The following is a 16,610-nucleotide window of genomic DNA, read 5'->3' as shown; positions in this document are numbered from 1 at the left end:
AAGTATATCGACTCGTTAGAGCTGACAGCTGACAGCAGCTGAGTTAAAGAGTACTCCTAAAGATCGGATGGCTTGGAGACATCCGATCTGTTAATTTACTAACTTAAATTTTCAAAAAATGCCATGAAGAAAAAACTAATCACCTATTCGCTTCTAATATTAGGACTAGTGGGAAGTACGAAATTAGTGTATTGTCAGTCAACCTTTGACAAAATACTCAAGCTCACATATCGTTTTGAGGAAGCGGAACCACTTAAAATGTCAGAATTTATTTCAGAAATAAGTTACATTCCTTTGGAAACAAATTCCCAATGCCTTCTTGGCAATATGTGGATTTTTGCTTTTGATAAGGACATACTTATAATATCAAATGATAGTAGCGAAGGAATTTATCGTTTCAATGCTCAAGGAGAATATCTTAATAAAATTGGCAGGAAAGGACGTGGTCCTAACGAATACTATGGGTGTAGTGATATCTTTTTACAGAACGACACTGTATATGTTGTCTCAAATTTTTCAAAGGCGATATTATGCTATTCGCTTTCTGGTGAATTTCTGAAAAGATATAAATTGGATATTGAGAACCGTCCTAAACATATGGTTCAGCTTCCCAATAAGTCTTATATGATTTCGCTTAGCACAACCAGCAAATTTGGAAACCTTTTAAAAACGGATAGAAAGTTCGAGATTCAAACCGGTTTTCTAAAAGAACTTCCTATGGCAAATAGTCCTCAACCTAGCAGATTTCAGAAGACAAAAAACAGTATCTATTATTTCCATAATTTCCATGATACCATTTATGATATCACCAATGGATCTCCGATTCCATCAATTGTTATTGACTATGGGAAATACAGAATTGCTAACCAAAAGCGATCTGTTGATCCTCAAAATAACCTCATCCTTAACACTCCTAGTATTCTGGATTTTAACGCTAGTGACAATTATTTCAAACTAAACCTTTTTTACCCATATAAGGAAGGTATTTATTCAACACTATACCGGATTTCTGATGGCAAACAGTTTATATGGTCCAAACTAATAAACGACGTTGATGATGGAACACTAGACAGATGGTTTGGATTCCTGGCAGGAGATCGACTCATTTTTCATTTGATGCCTTTAACTATTCTTGAGAGGTATGGAAAGATGACAAAAGAGGAGAAACTTAATCCGGCAAACTCAGGCTTTGTAAAAATGGCATCTAAGATTTCAGCAGAATCAAATCCAGTTATTATGGTATGTAAAATTAAATAGAACTAAAATGTCTAACACTTCACCTTTTGGCAAAGGCTCAACAACGCAAATAAGATCAATAATACAGACCGGACAACTTAAAGTCATCCGGTCTGTTTATTTCTTTGCTTAAAATGGAAGGTAGGTTTCGGAGAGGCAGAATTAGGTATCGGCTCGCGATACATTAATCACGCCTTTGATGTTTTGAAGCTTATGCATCAGAAAGTCCAGATGCTCCAGGTTGTTCACAAAAATTCGCAGGGTTCCTTCAAAAGCGCCATTCACCGAATCAATATTGATGGAGCGCATCTGTACGCTCACATCCTTGGCAATCACATATGAAATTTGTCCAACAATTCCGGCCTCATCGGTTCCCGACAGGCGGATGGTTGCCTGAAAAGAGCTGCGTTTTTTAGAGTCGCGCCATTTGGCCGGAATCACCCGGTAAGGATAGCGCTCGAACAGTTGTTTGGCATTGGGACAAGTCCGGCGGTGTATTTTAATCCCGTCATTGATGGTTACAAAACCAAAGATGGCATCGCCAAAAATCGGGTTACAACACGGAGCCAGTTTGTGGTTCACGTTCTTGATGTTGTTATCAATTACCAGGTAGTCATTGCCACTCGAAAAGTCGAGGTCCTTGAGCTGATCCACTGGCAGAATTTCTTCCACCTTTTGCCGGGCTGTAGCTTCAGCTTCCTTCTCGCCCACCAACTCTTTAATGGCCAGTGGCTCAATTTTACCAACCGAAATGTTGTAGTATAAGTCCTGAGCCAATTTCAGATTGTAGTGCTTAAGCAGCATCCGGATAAGATCATCGTTGTACTCAATCTTCCAGTTTTTCAACTTCCGAAGCAGGATTTCCTTGCCATTTTCAGCCTCAATCTTGCGCTCTTCATTTACACTAACTTTAATGCGGGTTTTGGCTTTGGTGGTAATGACAAAATCCAGCCAGTCGAGTTTGGGTTTTTGTTTGACGGAAGTATCCACCGACACCTGGTCGCCGTTTTTCAGCTTGTGGCGCAAGGTCACCTTCCGCCCATCCAGCATGCCGCCCACACAATGGTCGCCCACTTCCGAGTGTATTTCATAGGCAAAATCCAGCAGCGTGGCTCCTGCCGGCAAGCGCTTCAAATCACCTTTAGGCGTGAATACAAAAATCTCATCGGTATAAATATTGGTGCTGAAATCGTCGATAAAATCCACAATATTCAAATCCGGATTCTCCAAAATCTCCCGCACATTGGCCAGCCAGTTTTCCATTTCGGAACTGGCCGACCCGCCTTTGTATTTCCAGTGAGCAGCCAGTCCCTTTTCGGCCACTTCATCCATCCGCTTGGTTCGAATCTGAATCTCCACCCATTTTTTGTGAGGCCCCAGCACCGTGGCATGCAAACTTTCATAGCCATTCGACTTGGGAACTGTAATCCAGTCGCGCATCCGCTCGGGATTCGACTGGTACTCGTCGGTAACAATCGAATAAACCTGCCAGCAATCTGATTTTTCCATCTCCAGCTCCGACTCCAGAATCACACGAATGGCAAACAAGTCATACACTTCATCGAAGCTCACCTTCTTGTTCTGCATCTTTTTCCAGATCGAGTTGATGGCTTTTGTGCGGGCCTTCATTTCAAAACGAAAACCACGCGCTTTCAGCTTCGCCTCGATGGGTTTAACAAACTCGGCAACAAAAACTTTACGTTCTTCTTTACTTTCATCCAAGCGGTCGGCCACATACTGATACGACTCCGGATTGGTATGCTTCAGGCACAAGTCCAGCAATTCGGAATTGACGTAGTACAAACCCAAACGGTGAGCCAATGGCGCGTAGAGGTGAGCCGTCTCCATGGCAATTTTATGCTGCGCTTCTAGCGTGTAGCTGCTCAAATGACGCATCACATGCAGGCGGTCAGCAATTTTCACCAAAATTACCCGAACATCGCCAGCCAAAGCCAGCATCAACTTGCGGTAGTTTTCCGAGTGCAGGTCTACGGTGTCGGTTCCCAAGGCGTTGATCTTGGCCATGCCTTCCAGAATGCCGGACACAACCGGCCCAAAAAGCGCCTCGATATCTGAAATACCCGGCCGATCCTCAATCTTTTCGTAAGTCAGGTTGTGCAACATCCCTGCAATGATTGAGCTTGTCCCCAAACCTACCTCCTGAGCCACCACCTGGGCCACTTCCAGCGAGTGAATCAGGATGATCTCTCCATTGGGCCAGGTTTGTTCTCCAAGGGTTTTCAGGGCATAATCAAACGCCTTTTCAATCCCACTCATTTCTTCTACCGACGGAGAAGCTTCACAAACTTCCCTGAGTTTTAACCATGCGTTTTCAATCTGTTTATTCATGCTGCGCTTCGTGTATAAAGTCAACCGGAATTGAGTATTAACAAAAAAAGGCTACCAAACAGGCAGCCTTTTATTCACTTATAGAGAAACATTTTATTCTGCCTGTGTTGCATCTACAAAGGTACGACCTTGCAGTTCACGGTTCAACATGAACAAGCCATTTCCTTGTCCGTCAATCAACCGCAGGTTATCAAGTAGTTCGTTTACATTGGATTCTTCTTCCACTTGCTCATCAACAAACCACTGCAGGAAACTTTGTGTTGCATGATCGCTGGCGGCTACGGCAACATCCATCAGTTCGTCAATCATTTGAGTCACTTTTTGTTCGTGTGCCAATGTTTTTTCAAAAACATCAATAATTCCACCAAAATCAGTTGGAACACCATCAATTGGCTCCAACAATACGCGACCATTGCGCTCGTTTACAAAGTCAAATATTTTTAAGGCATGTGAAAGTTCTTCTTTGTACTGAACTTTCATCCAATTGGCAAATCCACCCAGCCCTTTATCTTCAAAATAAGCTGACATGGATAAGTATAAGTAAGCAGAATGCATTTCTGCATTAATTTGTTTGTTCAGAGCTTTTAAAACTTGATCTTTAAGCATAGTGACCTCCTTTTTTTTACGTTTCAACCAAAAATACTAAAAAATTATGGACTCCTTCTTATTTAGGCATAATTTCCTTAACGATTAACAGTACCTTAAACCTTTTCGGAACCACTACTCGCCAAAATCCAGGTTAAAGCGCTGCTTCAAAAGCGCCAGCGTTGGATTTTTCTTCACCATTTCGGCCAGTTTTTCCGTTTCTGAATACGGCTTGTACTCGGTTTCCTGCACCACAATATCAGTGATCAACTCAATGCGGGTATTGCGCAATTCGCGGCGCAACCAGGAAACCAAATCGGGTTTGATTTTATTAATTTCCTCCAATTGCACCGAGTTGTCAATCGGCAAATTCAATTTATAATCCTTGTTGATTTTAATGGGCCGAGAGAGCGTGGCTTTCAGGTTGGGACGATCCTCCAGTTTAAGCAGGTACTCCTGCCATTTTACTTTAAACTGTTCTTCCGTGAAATGTTCTTCCAGCTGCTCACCCGTATAGTACTTGAGTTTTTCGGTGGCATCTTCCTCGCCTTCTTCAGTCATCTTACCCGACAAGGCATCTTTAATAGAGGGAGTATAACCACTTCCATGCCGTTTAATTCTTCGCTTAGTCGGCACTTTTACGGGAGGCTGAGGCTCCACATCCGTTTTGGGAGCTGTGGCCTGCACTTTAGCTGCTTGCGAACGTGGCTGAGGAGCCGCTGTAGCCGGGGCATGTTCGGAGAAAATAGGGGCTAAAACCGACGAATCAGCTTCGTCAACTATTTTTTTTTTACTGTAAGCTGCGCCATTTTAATCAGGCTCAACTCCACCAGCAAACGTTTGTTTTGGCTGGCCTTGTATTGCATGTCACAATCATTGCTGATGGTTAAGGCCTCCAGCAGAAAGTCCGGATTGCAAGCCGCGCCCTGCGCTTTGTATTTTTCTTTGATTTCGCCACCTACCTCAAGCAGCTGCAAAGTAACCGGATCTTTACAAACCAGCAAATCGCGGATGTGGCTGCTCAACCCGTTGATAAAGTGATGACCATCAAATCCATGGTTCAGAACCTCGTTGAAAAGCAACATGGCATTGGGCACATCATTTTTCAAAAGCAAATCGACCAGGCGGAAGTAATAATCATAGTCCAGCACATTCAGGTTTGAAATCACATCCTTGTAGCTGATTTCTTTTCCGGAGAAACTGACAATCTGGTCGAAGATGGAAAGCGCATCACGCATGGCACCATCCGCTTTATGGGCAATCACGTTCAAGGCTTCGGCCTCAATCGTTACCTGCTCACTTTGCGCCACATAGCCCAAGTGTCCCGAGATATCGCTAATCTTAATCCGGTTGAAATCGAAGATTTGGCAACGTGACAAAATCGTTGGAATAATTTTATGCTTCTCCGTAGTGGCCAAAATAAAAATGGCATGCTTGGGTGGCTCCTCCAGGGTTTTCAGGAAAGCATTAAAGGCCGCCTGCGACAACATATGAACCTCATCGATAATGTAGATGCTGTATTTCCCGATTTGTGGCGGAATGCGCACTTGGTCGGTTAAGTTCCGGATATCATCCACCGAGTTGTTGGAAGCCGCATCCAACTCATGAATATTGTAGGACCGGTTTCCGTTGAAAGCCTGACACGACTCGCAGGTGTTGCAAGGTTCGGTTTCGGCCGTCAGATTCTGGCAATTAATTGTTTTGGCGAAAATACGGGCACAGGTTGTTTTTCCCACACCACGCGGACCACAAAACAGGTAAGCATGCGCTAACTGGCTGTTTTTAATCGCGTTTTTAAGGGTCGAGGTAATCGATGCTTGTCCAACCACCGACTGAAATGTATCTGGTCTGTATTTTCGGGCGGAAACAATAAAATTCTCCATAATTTCATTTAATGAAGCTCAAAGATAAACATTTTAGGAGGAAATTAAGCGGGTTTTTATTAACAAGAATTAAGAGTCTGACGGCAAGGGCTCAACAAACATTTTCACCTCCCGACTGTTTAAAATCGTGTTAAACAAACAAAGCATAAGTCATGAAAAAAATAACATTCCTGTTTTCTTTCCTGCTGATTGCAGCCCTTGGTTTTGCACAAACCAGCTTGTACGATTTTAAGGTGAAGGATATTGAAGGTTCGGATTTTGATTTGAGCCAGTTGAAAGGGAAAAAAGTACTGATTGTCAACACCGCTTCCAAATGCGGACTAACCCCGCAGTATGAGTTGTTGCAGGAGCTTTACGAGCAATATGGCGGAGATGACTTTACCATCATTGGTTTTCCGGCCAACAATTTTGCCAACCAGGAACCCGGTTCAAACGATGACATTGCCGAGTTTTGCCAGCAAAATTATGGAGTAAGCTTTCCCATGATGTCCAAAATATCGGTTAAAGGTGATGACATGCACCCGCTTTACCAGTGGCTGACCCAAAAGGCCAAGAACGGCGTTTCGGACTCGGAAGTGAGCTGGAACTTTCAGAAATACATGATTGACAAAGAAGGTCATCTGGTAGACTATGCCAGTCCCAGAACCAAGCCCAACGATGAAAAAATAGTTAATTGGATTAAAGGCGATTCGTGAATAAACAGCAAGGGTGCCGCGGATTGGAATCCGCGGCACCCTTGCTTAAATTATAATCGTCTTGGCCGTACTGTAAATATTGTACATCCTTGTCATCCTACTAGGAATATCAAATAGAATTATAGGCTAACTACTGCACCCATGTCTCTGTTTTTAAAAGTACAATAACTAAAAAATCTGTTTTCCTTTATTCAAGATACTCAATACGAAATCTTCCATTATTTTCATTAAATATCTGACATGAACGAGGGTGCATTGCTAATTTTTTTTGCTTCATATAAATGTGTTTCACTGGTATTTCCGACGGAAAAGAAATGAAAGACAGCAGCTTATACTGATGATTGTATTTTTCAGTATCAATAACGTAATAACTTCTACTGTTTGATACTTCAACCATATTTGTTTTGTGGAAGAACTTTAGACCAAGCAAAACTTCAGAGATAGCTGACTTATAATACGTTCTTCGTCTTACTTTACCTGGAGAATCCAACATCAATGTTTCGGCTTTTAAATCTTGTAAGACAAATCGCCATTCGTATTCATTTTCCCATATTTTCTTCTTTTGCGTAGTCCATCTTAAAAACATTGGTAAAAAATCCTCATTCTCTTTAATACTATCCAAACTGAATTCATCTAACTTTGATCTTTCCAAATATTCAACTTGAAACGGTGTTCCCAAGCTTTTTCTTAAAATACAACTATCAAATTTTACTGCAAATCCCTGTTGGTTCGAATAGTACCCCCACAAGGTATCCTGACAATCATTGCTATTTAATGAAAACTCATGTAAGCAAATAATTCCCAGAGTCGCCATTCTAAATTCAAAGAAAAGATTTCGATTATGAATTGGAGACATAAAACGGTCTTCCCCGTATTTTTTAATCAAGTCTTCAAATAATGCGAAACGTTGAATATTTTCATATCTAAATGAATCAAGATTCCACAATTGAGCTGGACAATCAAAAGGATCATTGAATAACAAAGGGTTAGCAGCATACAAGTAATTATTTAATAAGGCATCAACACTGTTTGCTGAAACTGCATAGAATTTAATTAACTTATCAGGAGTTTTGACAAGCTCAGGATATTCAATTACATTTTCAATTTTAAGTGGTGATAGAGACACAATACTACACCTATGAACTCGTCCAGTATCCGATTTAAATACTTTATCTTGCCGTTTTCCCATATTGTAGTCCTTTCTATTCTATGCTTGAATTCTTTTTAACGCTTCTTCTCCTTCTGGTAAAATTCGGCCCCAATAGGTCCGCGGAGGATAAATTGGAATCTCATAGAGTAATTGTGAAAGATCATAATTTCCATCTATAAAATAGATAAAACCAAGCTCTTCCAAACGTTCAAAAGACCTTAAATATGTCTGATCTTTTCTAAAGAAATGGTTGTTAAGTTTGACATTTTGCACGCCTTGCTTTACTTCTTTTAAAAACTTTAACACCTCTACTTCTTGATCTTCCAAGTCCACCATTTTAATACTCTTTAAAGATTTAACTACTACAAGTTAACCATAAAAAAAGACTTCAAATCTTGCCTCCTTATAGTTATATATCAGACACATACAAACACAAAGCCTAAAACAAACGGAATGAAATTTCGGTCAAAACGCGTATTTCAATGCATATTCTTCAAGAAGTAATAAAAATCGCTTTTAAGCATATAATGCGTAACAGTTGGCGAAAACAACAGCGTAAAGGCCTTTTGAAAAAATCACGCTTGCTTTTACTAAAAACCACACGTGACTTTGCCTGAAATCACACGTGACTTTGATGAAAACCACACGTGACTTTGGTGGAAATCACACGTGGTTTTTTGCAGGAAGCTGAAACGCCCCATTGACAAGGCATTCAGATTGGCATCAATCCGAAGCCAGCGCCTTTTTATAGGTATCGATGGCGCGTTGCCGGGCCATTTTATGCTCAACCATGGGCTGCGGATAGCCAAACCCGTCAAACTCGGGCACCCACCGGCGGATGTAGCTGAACTTGGGATCGAACTTCTGGGTTTGCAGTGTTGGGTTAAACACCCGGAAATAAGGCGCGGCATCGCAGCCTGTTCCGGCGGCCCACTGCCAGCCCCCATTGTTCGAGGCCAACTCATAATCGAGCAGTTTGCCGGCAAAGTAAGCCTCACCCCAGCGCCAGTCAATCAATAAGTGCTTACACAAAAAGCTGGCAGTTACCATGCGAACACGGTTGTGCATGTAACCGGTTTCGTTCAACTGGCGCATACCGGCATCCACCAGCGGGTAGCCCGTAGTGCCTTCGCACCAGCGGGCAAAGTCCTTCTCCGAGTTGATCCAGGGAATGTAGTCGTAAGCCGGCTTGAAGGAGCGCTTGGCCACATGGGGGAAGTGCCACAGAATATCGGCATAAAAATTTCGCCAGATCAGCTCATTCAGAAATACCTCCGAATGCTGAACCGCCTTTTTGGTCAGACTACGGATGCTCAGGGTGCCAAAGCGCAAGTGAATGCCCAGGTGCGTGGTTCCGTTTCGGGCCGGAAAGTCACGATTGGCTGCATAGTTTTCTAAAAGTTTCGGGTCAATTTCTTTCGATGGAAACTTCAGCCCTCCCCTTCGAAATCCCAGGTCGCGCAAGGCAACAGCCTTCAAAGGTTCGGTTTTCAATAAGCCATTCAACAACTTTTGCGAGGGATACGCTTCCAGTTCCAGCTTCCCAAATTCCTCCAGCCATTTCTTTTTATAAGGAGTAAAGACCGTATAAGGCTTCCCGTCATTTTTCAAGATATCGTTTTGATGAAAAATCACCTGATCCTTGTACGCATGAAACTCAACCTGATGGGCCTTCAGGAAAGCAGCCACCTGCTCATCACGCTCACGGGCGTCCGGCTCATAATCGGTGTTGCTATAAACCGCTTCCACCTCGTACTCCACCCACAAGCGCTTAAAAGCATTAAGGGGTTTGCCATGGTAAATCCACAGGGTGCTGTTGTGGCGCTCAAACTCTTCTTGCAGGCTCTTGACCTGGTCGGTAATAAACTCAACCCGGCTGTCATCATCCTCCAGGTCGTTCAGAATGGTGGTATCGAAAATGAAAACAGGCAATACCGGTTTCCCCGCGGCCAGCGCCCGGTACAAACCATGATTGTCAGTTATTCGAAGATCGCGACGGAACCAAAACAGGTTAATTTTTTCTTTCATAAGCTGAAGTAAAACGATTCAAATTACCTTTCACTTGTTGGTTGTCCAAAAATAAAAAAACTTGTTTCCTTCTTCCCCATCCCATTTTGTTACAAGCATTTTTTTCTTTTCTTTTATAAGCCAATTTTCCTTGGCTTGCGGCAGGTTTTGCCAGGCCATTGAACAAGTAAGTTGGTTAAACTAAAACGCAGGGACCATTAATTTGTTACAACCCGATAAAAAAATCAAGAAATGAGCACCAGAGGCTTTGCCAGCGATAATAATGCCGGAGTGCATCCGGAAATTCTGAAAGCAATAGCAAGCGCCAACACCGGACACATGGTGGGCTATGGCGACGACCCGATTACCCGGGAAGCAATTCAGCTGTTTAAAAACGAGTTTGGACAGGATACCGAAGTTTTTTTTGTGTTTAACGGAACCGGTGCCAATGTGCTGGCCCTTTCCACGGTAACCCACTCGTTCAATTCAATTATTTGTGCCGACACGGCCCACATCCAGGTGGATGAATGCGGCGCTCCGGAAAAACTGACGGGATGTAAACTGCTGCCGGTTCCGAGCGAAAAAGGCAAACTAAGCCCCGAAGGCATCCAGAAGTACCTGCATGGATTCGACTTTGAGCACCACGCCCAACCCAAGGTTATTTCCATTTCGCAGGTCACTGAAATGGGCACGATTTATACCGTAGACGAAATTAAAGCCATTACCAGCCTGGCTCACCAATACGGCTTGCTGGTGCATATGGACGGTGCCCGGATTGCCAATGCTGCCGTAGCGCTTGACCTGCCTTTTCGTGCGTTTACCGTAGATGCCGGGGTGGATCTACTCTCATTTGGCGGAACAAAAAACGGCATGCTCATGGGCGAAGCCGTCCTGTTCTTCAATCCGAAACTAACGCTCAACACCAAGTACATTCGCAAGCAAAGCATGCAGTTGTTTTCCAAAATGCGTTTCGTCAGTGCGCAGTTTTTAGCCTACTTCAACCAGGAACTTTGGAAAAGCAATGCCCAACATGCCAACCAAATGGCCAAATTACTGGAGCAGGAAGTGTTAAAAACCGGCAAAGTACGATTAACCCAAAAGACCGAAGCCAACGGTGTTTTTGCCATTCTTCCGCCAGCAGTTATCCCCCGGCTTCAGGAAAAATACTTTTTCTATCTGTGGGATGAATCGGCCTCGGAAGTGCGCTGGATGACCTCATTTGATACGACTGAAGAGGATGTGTACGGATTTGTTAACCTGATTGACCAGTTACTTTAATGCCACTATTCAACTATTATCCGCCAAAACACGACACCAGTGACCCGGAGTTGGAGAAGAAAATTTTCAAGCACAGCCTGGTGTTTCCCAGCTTGTTTTTGCTGGCTTTTTGGCTGACTTTTTTAGTTGAAACCACCCTGAATTTTGACTTTGCGGTGTACGGCATTTTCCCGCTGCAGTGGGAAGGCTTGAAAGGCATTTTGTTTTCCCCCTTCATCCACAGCGGCTACAAGCACCTGGCAGCCAACTCGGCTCCCTTTTTTGTGCTTTCACTGGCCTTGTTCTATTTCTACCGGAAGCTGGCCTACCGCATTTTCCTGCTCATTTACTTTCTGTCGGGCCTGTGTGTGTGGCTGGCCGGACGCGAAGCCTGGCACATCGGAGCCAGCGGCGTGATTTACGGGCTGGCATCCTTCCTGTTCTTCAGCGGCATCTTTCGCAACGACACGCGCCTGCTGACCATCGCCATTATTGTGGTCTTCCTCTACGGGGGCATGTTCTGGGGAATGTTCCCTCTGAAGCCCGAAGTATCGTGGGAAAGCCATTTGTGGGGAGGCATCAGCGGATTAGTCCTGAGCATTTTTTACCGCAGACAAGGCCCGCAACGCCATCGCTACGACTGGGAGGAGGAAGAAGAGGACGAGGAGGAAGAAGAACCCCTCCAGCCAGGCAATTTTTACACCAGTGATCACACGGGGAATTATTTCAATCCGAAAAATGAAAAAAACGATTAGATGTTGAACAGCAGAAAAGAAATTGTGTAACTTTGCCATCTTTTAAAGAAAACTAGTTCTAAGACAATGATTAGCAGAAGAATTATTCGCATTAAAGTTTTGCAGGTTTTATACGCCTTCTATTCCTCGCCTGACAAATCGATTAACAATACCGAGAGAGAGCTTTTCTTCAGTATCCAAAAGACCTACGACCTTTACCATTATTTATTGGATTTAATAATTGAAGTCAGCAAACATGCTGAATCGGTGGTTGAGTTAAGAAAGAAAAAACACTTCCCCACAGAGGAAGATTTGCATCCCAACACCCGGTTTATCCGCAATCAGCTTATTGCCCAACTGCAAACGAACGAGAGCCTGAACAAGTACCTGGAACAATCTAAGTTAAGCTGGGTTAACGAACCCGAGCTAATCAAAAAATTGTACCTGACCTTGGTTGACAGTGACTTCTACAAGAGTTACATGAATGATGCAGAAAGCTCTTACCAATCCGACAGAAAGTTTGTTGAGCAAGTATTTACCGATATTATTCTGCAATCAGAAGACTTGATTCAACTGCTGGAAGAACAAAGTATTTACTGGAATGACGATTTGGATTTCGTGGTGAGTATGATCATCAAAACCTTTAAAAAGTTTAAAGAATACACCCGCGAAGATCAGGCCCTGCTTCCGATGTTCAAAGACGAAGAAGATCGCCAGTTTGTGAAGGACCTGTTCCGAAAAGTGGTATTAAACCACGACGAACTGAAAGAAACAGTCACTAAATACACCGTAAACTGGGATGTGGAACGCATTGCCTTTATTGATGAATTGATTCTGGAAATGGCAATTGGCGAGTTTCTATACTTCCCATCCATTCCAACCAAGGTTAGCTTGAACGAATACATCGAATTATCGAAATATTACAGCACCAAAAAGAGCCGGAACTTCATTAATGGAATTCTGGACAAAGCCCTGAAAGCCCTAAAGTCAGAAGATAAAATTATCAAGGCCGGCCGGGGGTTAATAGGAGAAGACAGCAACCTTCCCTCATGAAATATTTAGCCACCATATGTGTTTTGCTTATCGCTCTGAGCTGTCAGAACAGCAGCCGTAAAGGGGCGGTAAAAACAAGCACTAAGACGGGCACTCCAAAGTTTGAGATTCAGGAAAGATTCTATAATTTTGGTCAATTACAGGCTGGTGAGGTGGTGGCCTATAGTTTTCACTTTACCAACAGCGGAGATGGTGCTCTGCTCATTGAAAAAGTAGAAACTGATTGCGGTTGCTTAAATACGCATTTCCCAAAAGAACCTGTTGCTCCCGGAGAATCGGGTTATATTGAAGTGGTATTTAACAGCGCCGGCGAAACCGGGCGAGTGTACAAGGAGCTGCAAGTTGTGGCCAACACTCAACCCGAAATAACAAAACTGGCGGTTGCTGCAACCGTCGAAAATGAGCTAATAAATTTATACAGTAAAAACTAAAGAATAAAATGATGAACTACTTATTAATGGCTCCCCAACCCGGTGCCGAACAAAACCCAATTACAACATTTCTTCCCTTGGTCCTGATTATTGTTGTCTTCTATTTCTTTATGATCAGACCACAGGTGAAAAGGCAAAAAGAATTGAAAAAATTCCGTGAAAGCCTTAGCAAAGGGGATAAAGTAGTAACAACTGGCGGAATCTACGGAAAAGTTGCCGAGATTAAAGACAACTACATTCTGCTTCAAGTAGATGACAATGTCAAACTGCGTGTAGACAAAAGCGCTGTTGTGAAAGACATGTCAGATGTTACTCCACAAAAATAATTTTAGCATAGTAAAAGAGAGAAAGGGTCGACCGCAAGTCAACCCTTTTTTTTTATCTTTGATTTCGTGGAAAACAAATGGCTACATAAAGTAAAACAGCTTACCCAAAAGTTTCAGATTAAGAATGAACGCAGGCTCGTCATCTACTTAATGTGTGTGGGAATTGCCTCCCTTTTTTGGTTATTGAATGCGCTTGAAAAAGACTACTCCGTTGAACTGTCTTTTCCGGTTCGCTACACCAATATCCCTAAAAGCAAAACGCTGGTTAATACGCCACCCAAAAACTTTGTGTTGCAAGTGCGATCCGGAGGCTTTACTATACTGCGTTACAAGCTGAGTGTGGCCTTTTCGCCATTGGTATTTAACGTAGGTGAAATTGCCGGCGAACAGATCAATGGCACGCAAAAAAACAACTATGCGATCTCAAGCCGCTACTACCGAAAAAAGATGTCGGATCAAATCAGCAATGAATTAAACCTGATCAGTATTCAGCCAGATACCGTTTATCTTGAATTTGACCGAATACTTACCCAAAAGAAAAAAGTAGTAGCTGACGTTAGCCTGGCATTTAAGAAACAGCACTACCTGTACGATGAAATTCTAGTCACTCCCGACTCCATTGAGGTACTTGGGCCTGAATCTATTTTGGACACCTTGCCGCATGTAAAGACCAATTCGCAACACTACAAAGATTTGGAGCACCCGATTCAGCGCAATGTCTCTTTGCAGAAAATTAAAAACCTGGAGTTCAATCCCAACCGGGTAACCATACAAATTCCGGTAGAAGAGTTTACCGAAAAACAACTGGTACTACCCATCCAAATTGACAGCCTTCCCCGGAAAACACATGTTCACCTGTTTCCTGCCGAAGTAAAAGTGACGTTCCTTGTTAGCTTAAGTCGCTTTTCCGACATTCAGGCTTCCGACTTTAGGGCCTCGGTATCCTATCAGGACATCCGGGACAATCAGGATTATCTGCCGGTGCAGCTCGACCAAAGCAAGGTACCGGTTCAGTTGAAGGGGCTCACCTATGCACCAATGAAAATTGAATACCTCATCGAAAACTAACAGCATGTTTAAAGTAGGAATTACAGGTGGAATTGGAAGTGGCAAGTCAACAATATGCAATTTCTTCAGTTTAAAAGGTATTCCGGTATTCAATGCCGACCTGGAAGCCAAGCGAATCATGAACAGTTCCTCCTTGGTGCGCAGCCAAATGATGCTTCACTTTGGCAACGACATCTATCTGGCGAACCAGCAAGTGGACCGTCAAAAGTTAGCAGCGCTGATATTTAACTCCGAGCCGCTGCTGCAAAAAGTGAATGCGATTGTTCATCCCGCTGTCAGAAACTATTTTTTCGAGTGGTGCCAGAACCAACAAGCCCCTTACGTTGTTCACGAAGCCGCCATCCTTTTCGAAAGTGGTTTTTATAACATGATGGACTATACCATCTTGGTAACTGCTCCGGAGCAACAACGAATTGACCGGGTGATCCAAAGAGACCATAGCACCAGGGAACAAGTAAAGGAACGGATAGCCAAACAATGGCCGGATGAAGAGAAGATGAAACTGGCCAATACAACAATTAATAATAACAACCGGGAGTTAATACTTCCGGTATTAATCGAATTAGATCAAAAATTTAGAACACATGGGTAAATTTGCAAAATGGGTTGCCGGAGGTTTAGGATGGGCATTTTTTGGCCCGCTGGGAGGCATTCTTGGCTTTGTTGTCGGATCAATGGTTGACTCTGAAGCCGGCGCAGCTCCTCCCCCTCATCAAACAGCAACAGACGCAAGAAGAAGAACAACTACGGGTGGCTATGTCATGAGCTTACTGGTTTTGGTAGCTGCCGTGATGAAAGCGGATGGAAAGGTTTTAAAATCGGAACTAGACTACGTCAAACAGTTTTTTGTGCGCTCTTTCGGAGCCAGCTCAGCGCAAGAAGCCATCAAAATGTTGCGTGATATACTTAATCAGAATATCCCGGTAGCGGATGTTTGCCGGCAGATTCAAAAAAACATGGATTATTCTTCGCGCCTGCAACTGCTTCACTTCCTGTTTGGCATTGCTCAAGCCGACGGATCAGTTGATGAGACCGAAAAAAACATGATTCGTATGATTGCCCAAACCATGGGTATCAGTCAGAAGGATCTGGAGTCCATCCAATCCATGTTCGTTCCCAACACCGACTCAGCTTATAAGATTCTGGAAGTTGAACGATCCGCTTCAAACGACGAAATTAAAAAGGCTTACCGGAAAATGGCCATGAAATACCACCCGGATAAGGTGAGCTACTTAGGCGATGATTTTCAGAATGCCGCAAAAGAGAAGTTTCAAAAGGTAAATGAGGCCTACGAAAACATCAAAAAAGAACGAAACTTTGCCTGATATAAAAAAAGAAGGCTGCTTTAAATTAAGCAGCCTTCTTTTTTATACTTTCAATTATCAATCAGCTATTCAAGTCATCAAAGTCAACGCTGGTATAATCCTTCGTAGTCATTACCTCTTCCTCATCCTCAGAAATTGTCATTTCAATATCAATTTCTGCATCTTCAATTGACTGACTGGCTTTAATAAAGTCGATAACCTCATTTAAACCATCAGAAAACTTCTCAAAATCCTCTTTGTACAGAAAGATTTTGTGTTTCTCGAAGTGAAACTTTCCATCCTGATCGTAACGTTTCTTACTCTCAGTAATTGTTAAATAATACTCATCTTTTCGCGTTGATTTTACATCGAAAAAATAGGTTCTTTTTCCGGCTCTTACAGCTTTCGAAAAGATTTCTTCTCTAAATTTACTGTCGCCCTCTTTCATTTCATCTTTTTTATCAAAGCCTTCCATCTTGCTCGTAGTTAAGTTATTTTCCGAATTCAATGTACCAAAAATAAAAAATTATTT

Annotated in this window: 18 protein-coding genes; 10 read left to right on the top strand and 8 right to left on the bottom strand. The window is 42.9% G+C overall.

The genetic code is table 11. The annotated features are described in order from the left end of the window. Positions 1-123: 123 nt before the first annotated feature. On the top strand, positions 124-1,257 hold the full coding sequence (locus Q1A18_RS12000) for a 6-bladed beta-propeller (RefSeq protein WP_299580235.1): 1,134 nt from the start codon (positions 124-126) through the stop codon (positions 1,255-1,257). Positions 1,258-1,398: 141 nt separating this feature from the next. On the opposite strand, the gene Q1A18_RS11995 is transcribed toward Q1A18_RS12000, so the two are convergent. The 4 genes from Q1A18_RS11995 to Q1A18_RS11980 form a co-directional block, all read right to left on the bottom strand. Continuing rightward, complete coding sequence (locus tag Q1A18_RS11995; protein ID WP_299580232.1) at positions 1,399-3,585, bottom strand: RelA/SpoT family protein; 2,187 nt, start codon at positions 3,583-3,585, stop codon at positions 1,399-1,401. A 93-nt stretch (positions 3,586-3,678) separates the two neighbouring features. Next, on the bottom strand, positions 3,679-4,191 hold the full coding sequence (locus tag Q1A18_RS11990; protein ID WP_299580229.1) for a ferritin: 513 nt from the start codon (positions 4,189-4,191) through the stop codon (positions 3,679-3,681). 114 nt (positions 4,192-4,305) lie between these two features. Beyond that, the gene (locus tag Q1A18_RS11985) at positions 4,306-4,857 is read right to left on the bottom strand and encodes a hypothetical protein (RefSeq protein ID WP_299580226.1); all 552 of its coding nucleotides are present in this window, start codon (positions 4,855-4,857) and stop codon (positions 4,306-4,308) included. 92 nt (positions 4,858-4,949) lie between these two features. Continuing rightward, the gene (locus Q1A18_RS11980; protein WP_299580223.1) at positions 4,950-6,053 is read right to left on the bottom strand and encodes a DNA polymerase III subunit gamma/tau; all 1,104 of its coding nucleotides are present in this window, start codon (positions 6,051-6,053) and stop codon (positions 4,950-4,952) included. 152 nt (positions 6,054-6,205) lie between these two features. Between Q1A18_RS11980 and Q1A18_RS11975 the strand changes: the two genes are divergently transcribed. After that, positions 6,206-6,748 (top strand): glutathione peroxidase, encoded by a 543-nt coding sequence (locus Q1A18_RS11975; RefSeq protein WP_299580220.1) that lies wholly within the window; start codon positions 6,206-6,208, stop codon positions 6,746-6,748. Between the two features lie 187 nt (positions 6,749-6,935). Here the strand turns inward: Q1A18_RS11975 and Q1A18_RS11970 are convergent, their stop codons facing one another. The 3 genes from Q1A18_RS11970 to Q1A18_RS11960 all read right to left on the bottom strand — a co-directional run bounded on the left by Q1A18_RS11970 (position 6,936) and on the right by Q1A18_RS11960 (position 9,926). Next, complete coding sequence (locus Q1A18_RS11970; protein WP_299580217.1) at positions 6,936-7,937, bottom strand: hypothetical protein; 1,002 nt, start codon at positions 7,935-7,937, stop codon at positions 6,936-6,938. An 18-nt stretch (positions 7,938-7,955) separates the two neighbouring features. Further along, positions 7,956-8,225: a hypothetical protein gene (locus tag Q1A18_RS11965; RefSeq protein WP_299580214.1), complete on the bottom strand. Its 270-nt coding sequence runs from the start codon at positions 8,223-8,225 to the stop codon at positions 7,956-7,958. 396 nt (positions 8,226-8,621) lie between these two features. Continuing rightward, the gene (locus Q1A18_RS11960) at positions 8,622-9,926 is read right to left on the bottom strand and encodes a deoxyribodipyrimidine photo-lyase (RefSeq protein ID WP_299580211.1); all 1,305 of its coding nucleotides are present in this window, start codon (positions 9,924-9,926) and stop codon (positions 8,622-8,624) included. A gap of 231 nt (positions 9,927-10,157) precedes the next feature. Here Q1A18_RS11960 and Q1A18_RS11955 point away from each other — a divergent pair, with 231 nt between their 5' ends. From Q1A18_RS11955 to Q1A18_RS11920, 8 genes are all read left to right on the top strand, one after another. Continuing rightward, a complete protein-coding gene (locus tag Q1A18_RS11955; protein ID WP_299580208.1) occupies positions 10,158-11,183 on the top strand; it encodes a low specificity L-threonine aldolase in 1,026 nt (341 codons plus the stop codon). Next, complete coding sequence (locus Q1A18_RS11950; protein WP_299580205.1) at positions 11,183-11,917, top strand: rhomboid family intramembrane serine protease; 735 nt, start codon at positions 11,183-11,185, stop codon at positions 11,915-11,917. The genes Q1A18_RS11955 and Q1A18_RS11950 overlap by 1 nt, the downstream gene beginning before the upstream one ends. A gap of 66 nt (positions 11,918-11,983) precedes the next feature. Beyond that, on the top strand, positions 11,984-12,949 hold the full coding sequence (gene nusB / locus Q1A18_RS11945) for a transcription antitermination factor NusB (RefSeq protein ID WP_299580202.1): 966 nt from the start codon (positions 11,984-11,986) through the stop codon (positions 12,947-12,949). Continuing rightward, positions 12,946-13,380, top strand: a complete 435-nt coding sequence (locus Q1A18_RS11940) for a DUF1573 domain-containing protein (protein ID WP_299580199.1) — start codon at positions 12,946-12,948, stop codon at positions 13,378-13,380. The genes nusB and Q1A18_RS11940 overlap by 4 nt, the downstream gene beginning before the upstream one ends. A gap of 8 nt (positions 13,381-13,388) precedes the next feature. Then, the gene (yajC, locus tag Q1A18_RS11935) at positions 13,389-13,706 is read left to right on the top strand and encodes a preprotein translocase subunit YajC (RefSeq protein WP_299580196.1); all 318 of its coding nucleotides are present in this window, start codon (positions 13,389-13,391) and stop codon (positions 13,704-13,706) included. Between the two features lie 66 nt (positions 13,707-13,772). Continuing rightward, entirely contained in the window at positions 13,773-14,774 is a 1,002-nt protein-coding gene (locus tag Q1A18_RS11930) for a hypothetical protein (protein WP_299580193.1), read from the top strand. A 4-nt stretch (positions 14,775-14,778) separates the two neighbouring features. Beyond that, a complete protein-coding gene (gene coaE, locus Q1A18_RS11925) occupies positions 14,779-15,366 on the top strand; it encodes a dephospho-CoA kinase (protein ID WP_299580190.1) in 588 nt (195 codons plus the stop codon). Then, positions 15,359-16,099 (top strand): TerB family tellurite resistance protein, encoded by a 741-nt coding sequence (locus Q1A18_RS11920; RefSeq protein WP_299580187.1) that lies wholly within the window; start codon positions 15,359-15,361, stop codon positions 16,097-16,099. The genes coaE and Q1A18_RS11920 overlap by 8 nt, the downstream gene beginning before the upstream one ends. A 61-nt stretch (positions 16,100-16,160) precedes the next feature. Here the strand turns inward: Q1A18_RS11920 and Q1A18_RS11915 are convergent, their stop codons facing one another. Beyond that, positions 16,161-16,553 (bottom strand): DUF3276 family protein, encoded by a 393-nt coding sequence (locus Q1A18_RS11915; protein ID WP_299580184.1) that lies wholly within the window; start codon positions 16,551-16,553, stop codon positions 16,161-16,163. Between the last annotated feature and the right edge of the window lie 57 nt (positions 16,554-16,610).

This window comes from uncultured Sunxiuqinia sp. (assembly GCF_947495665.1).
Lineage (GTDB): Bacteria > Bacteroidota > Bacteroidia > Bacteroidales > Prolixibacteraceae > Sunxiuqinia > Sunxiuqinia rutila.
Note: the sequence above shows the minus strand (reverse complement) of the source record. Positions and strands in the feature narration are given on the sequence as shown.

Bases quoted from the DNA above. Each gene is read 5' to 3' on its own strand.
- Q1A18_RS12000 (WP_299580235.1), top strand. From the start codon at position 124: ATGAAGAAAAAACTAATCACCTATTCGCTTCTAATATTAGGACTAGTG.
- Q1A18_RS11995 (WP_299580232.1), bottom strand. From the start codon at position 3,585: ATGAATAAACAGATTGAAAACGCATGGTTAAAACTCAGGGAAGTTTGT.
- Q1A18_RS11990 (WP_299580229.1), bottom strand. From the start codon at position 4,191: ATGCTTAAAGATCAAGTTTTAAAAGCTCTGAACAAACAAATTAATGCA.
- Q1A18_RS11980 (WP_299580223.1), bottom strand. From the start codon at position 6,053: ATGGAGAATTTTATTGTTTCCGCCCGAAAATACAGACCAGATACATTT.
- Q1A18_RS11975 (WP_299580220.1), top strand. From the start codon at position 6,206: ATGAAAAAAATAACATTCCTGTTTTCTTTCCTGCTGATTGCAGCCCTT.
- Q1A18_RS11970 (WP_299580217.1), bottom strand. From the start codon at position 7,937: ATGGGAAAACGGCAAGATAAAGTATTTAAATCGGATACTGGACGAGTT.
- Q1A18_RS11960 (WP_299580211.1), bottom strand. From the start codon at position 9,926: ATGAAAGAAAAAATTAACCTGTTTTGGTTCCGTCGCGATCTTCGAATA.
- Q1A18_RS11955 (WP_299580208.1), top strand. From the start codon at position 10,158: ATGAGCACCAGAGGCTTTGCCAGCGATAATAATGCCGGAGTGCATCCG.
- Q1A18_RS11950 (WP_299580205.1), top strand. From the start codon at position 11,183: ATGCCACTATTCAACTATTATCCGCCAAAACACGACACCAGTGACCCG.
- nusB (WP_299580202.1), top strand. From the start codon at position 11,984: ATGATTAGCAGAAGAATTATTCGCATTAAAGTTTTGCAGGTTTTATAC.
- Q1A18_RS11940 (WP_299580199.1), top strand. From the start codon at position 12,946: ATGAAATATTTAGCCACCATATGTGTTTTGCTTATCGCTCTGAGCTGT.
- yajC (WP_299580196.1), top strand. From the start codon at position 13,389: ATGATGAACTACTTATTAATGGCTCCCCAACCCGGTGCCGAACAAAAC.
- coaE (WP_299580190.1), top strand. From the start codon at position 14,779: ATGTTTAAAGTAGGAATTACAGGTGGAATTGGAAGTGGCAAGTCAACA.
- Q1A18_RS11920 (WP_299580187.1), top strand. From the start codon at position 15,359: ATGGGTAAATTTGCAAAATGGGTTGCCGGAGGTTTAGGATGGGCATTT.
- Q1A18_RS11915 (WP_299580184.1), bottom strand. From the start codon at position 16,553: ATGGAAGGCTTTGATAAAAAAGATGAAATGAAAGAGGGCGACAGTAAA.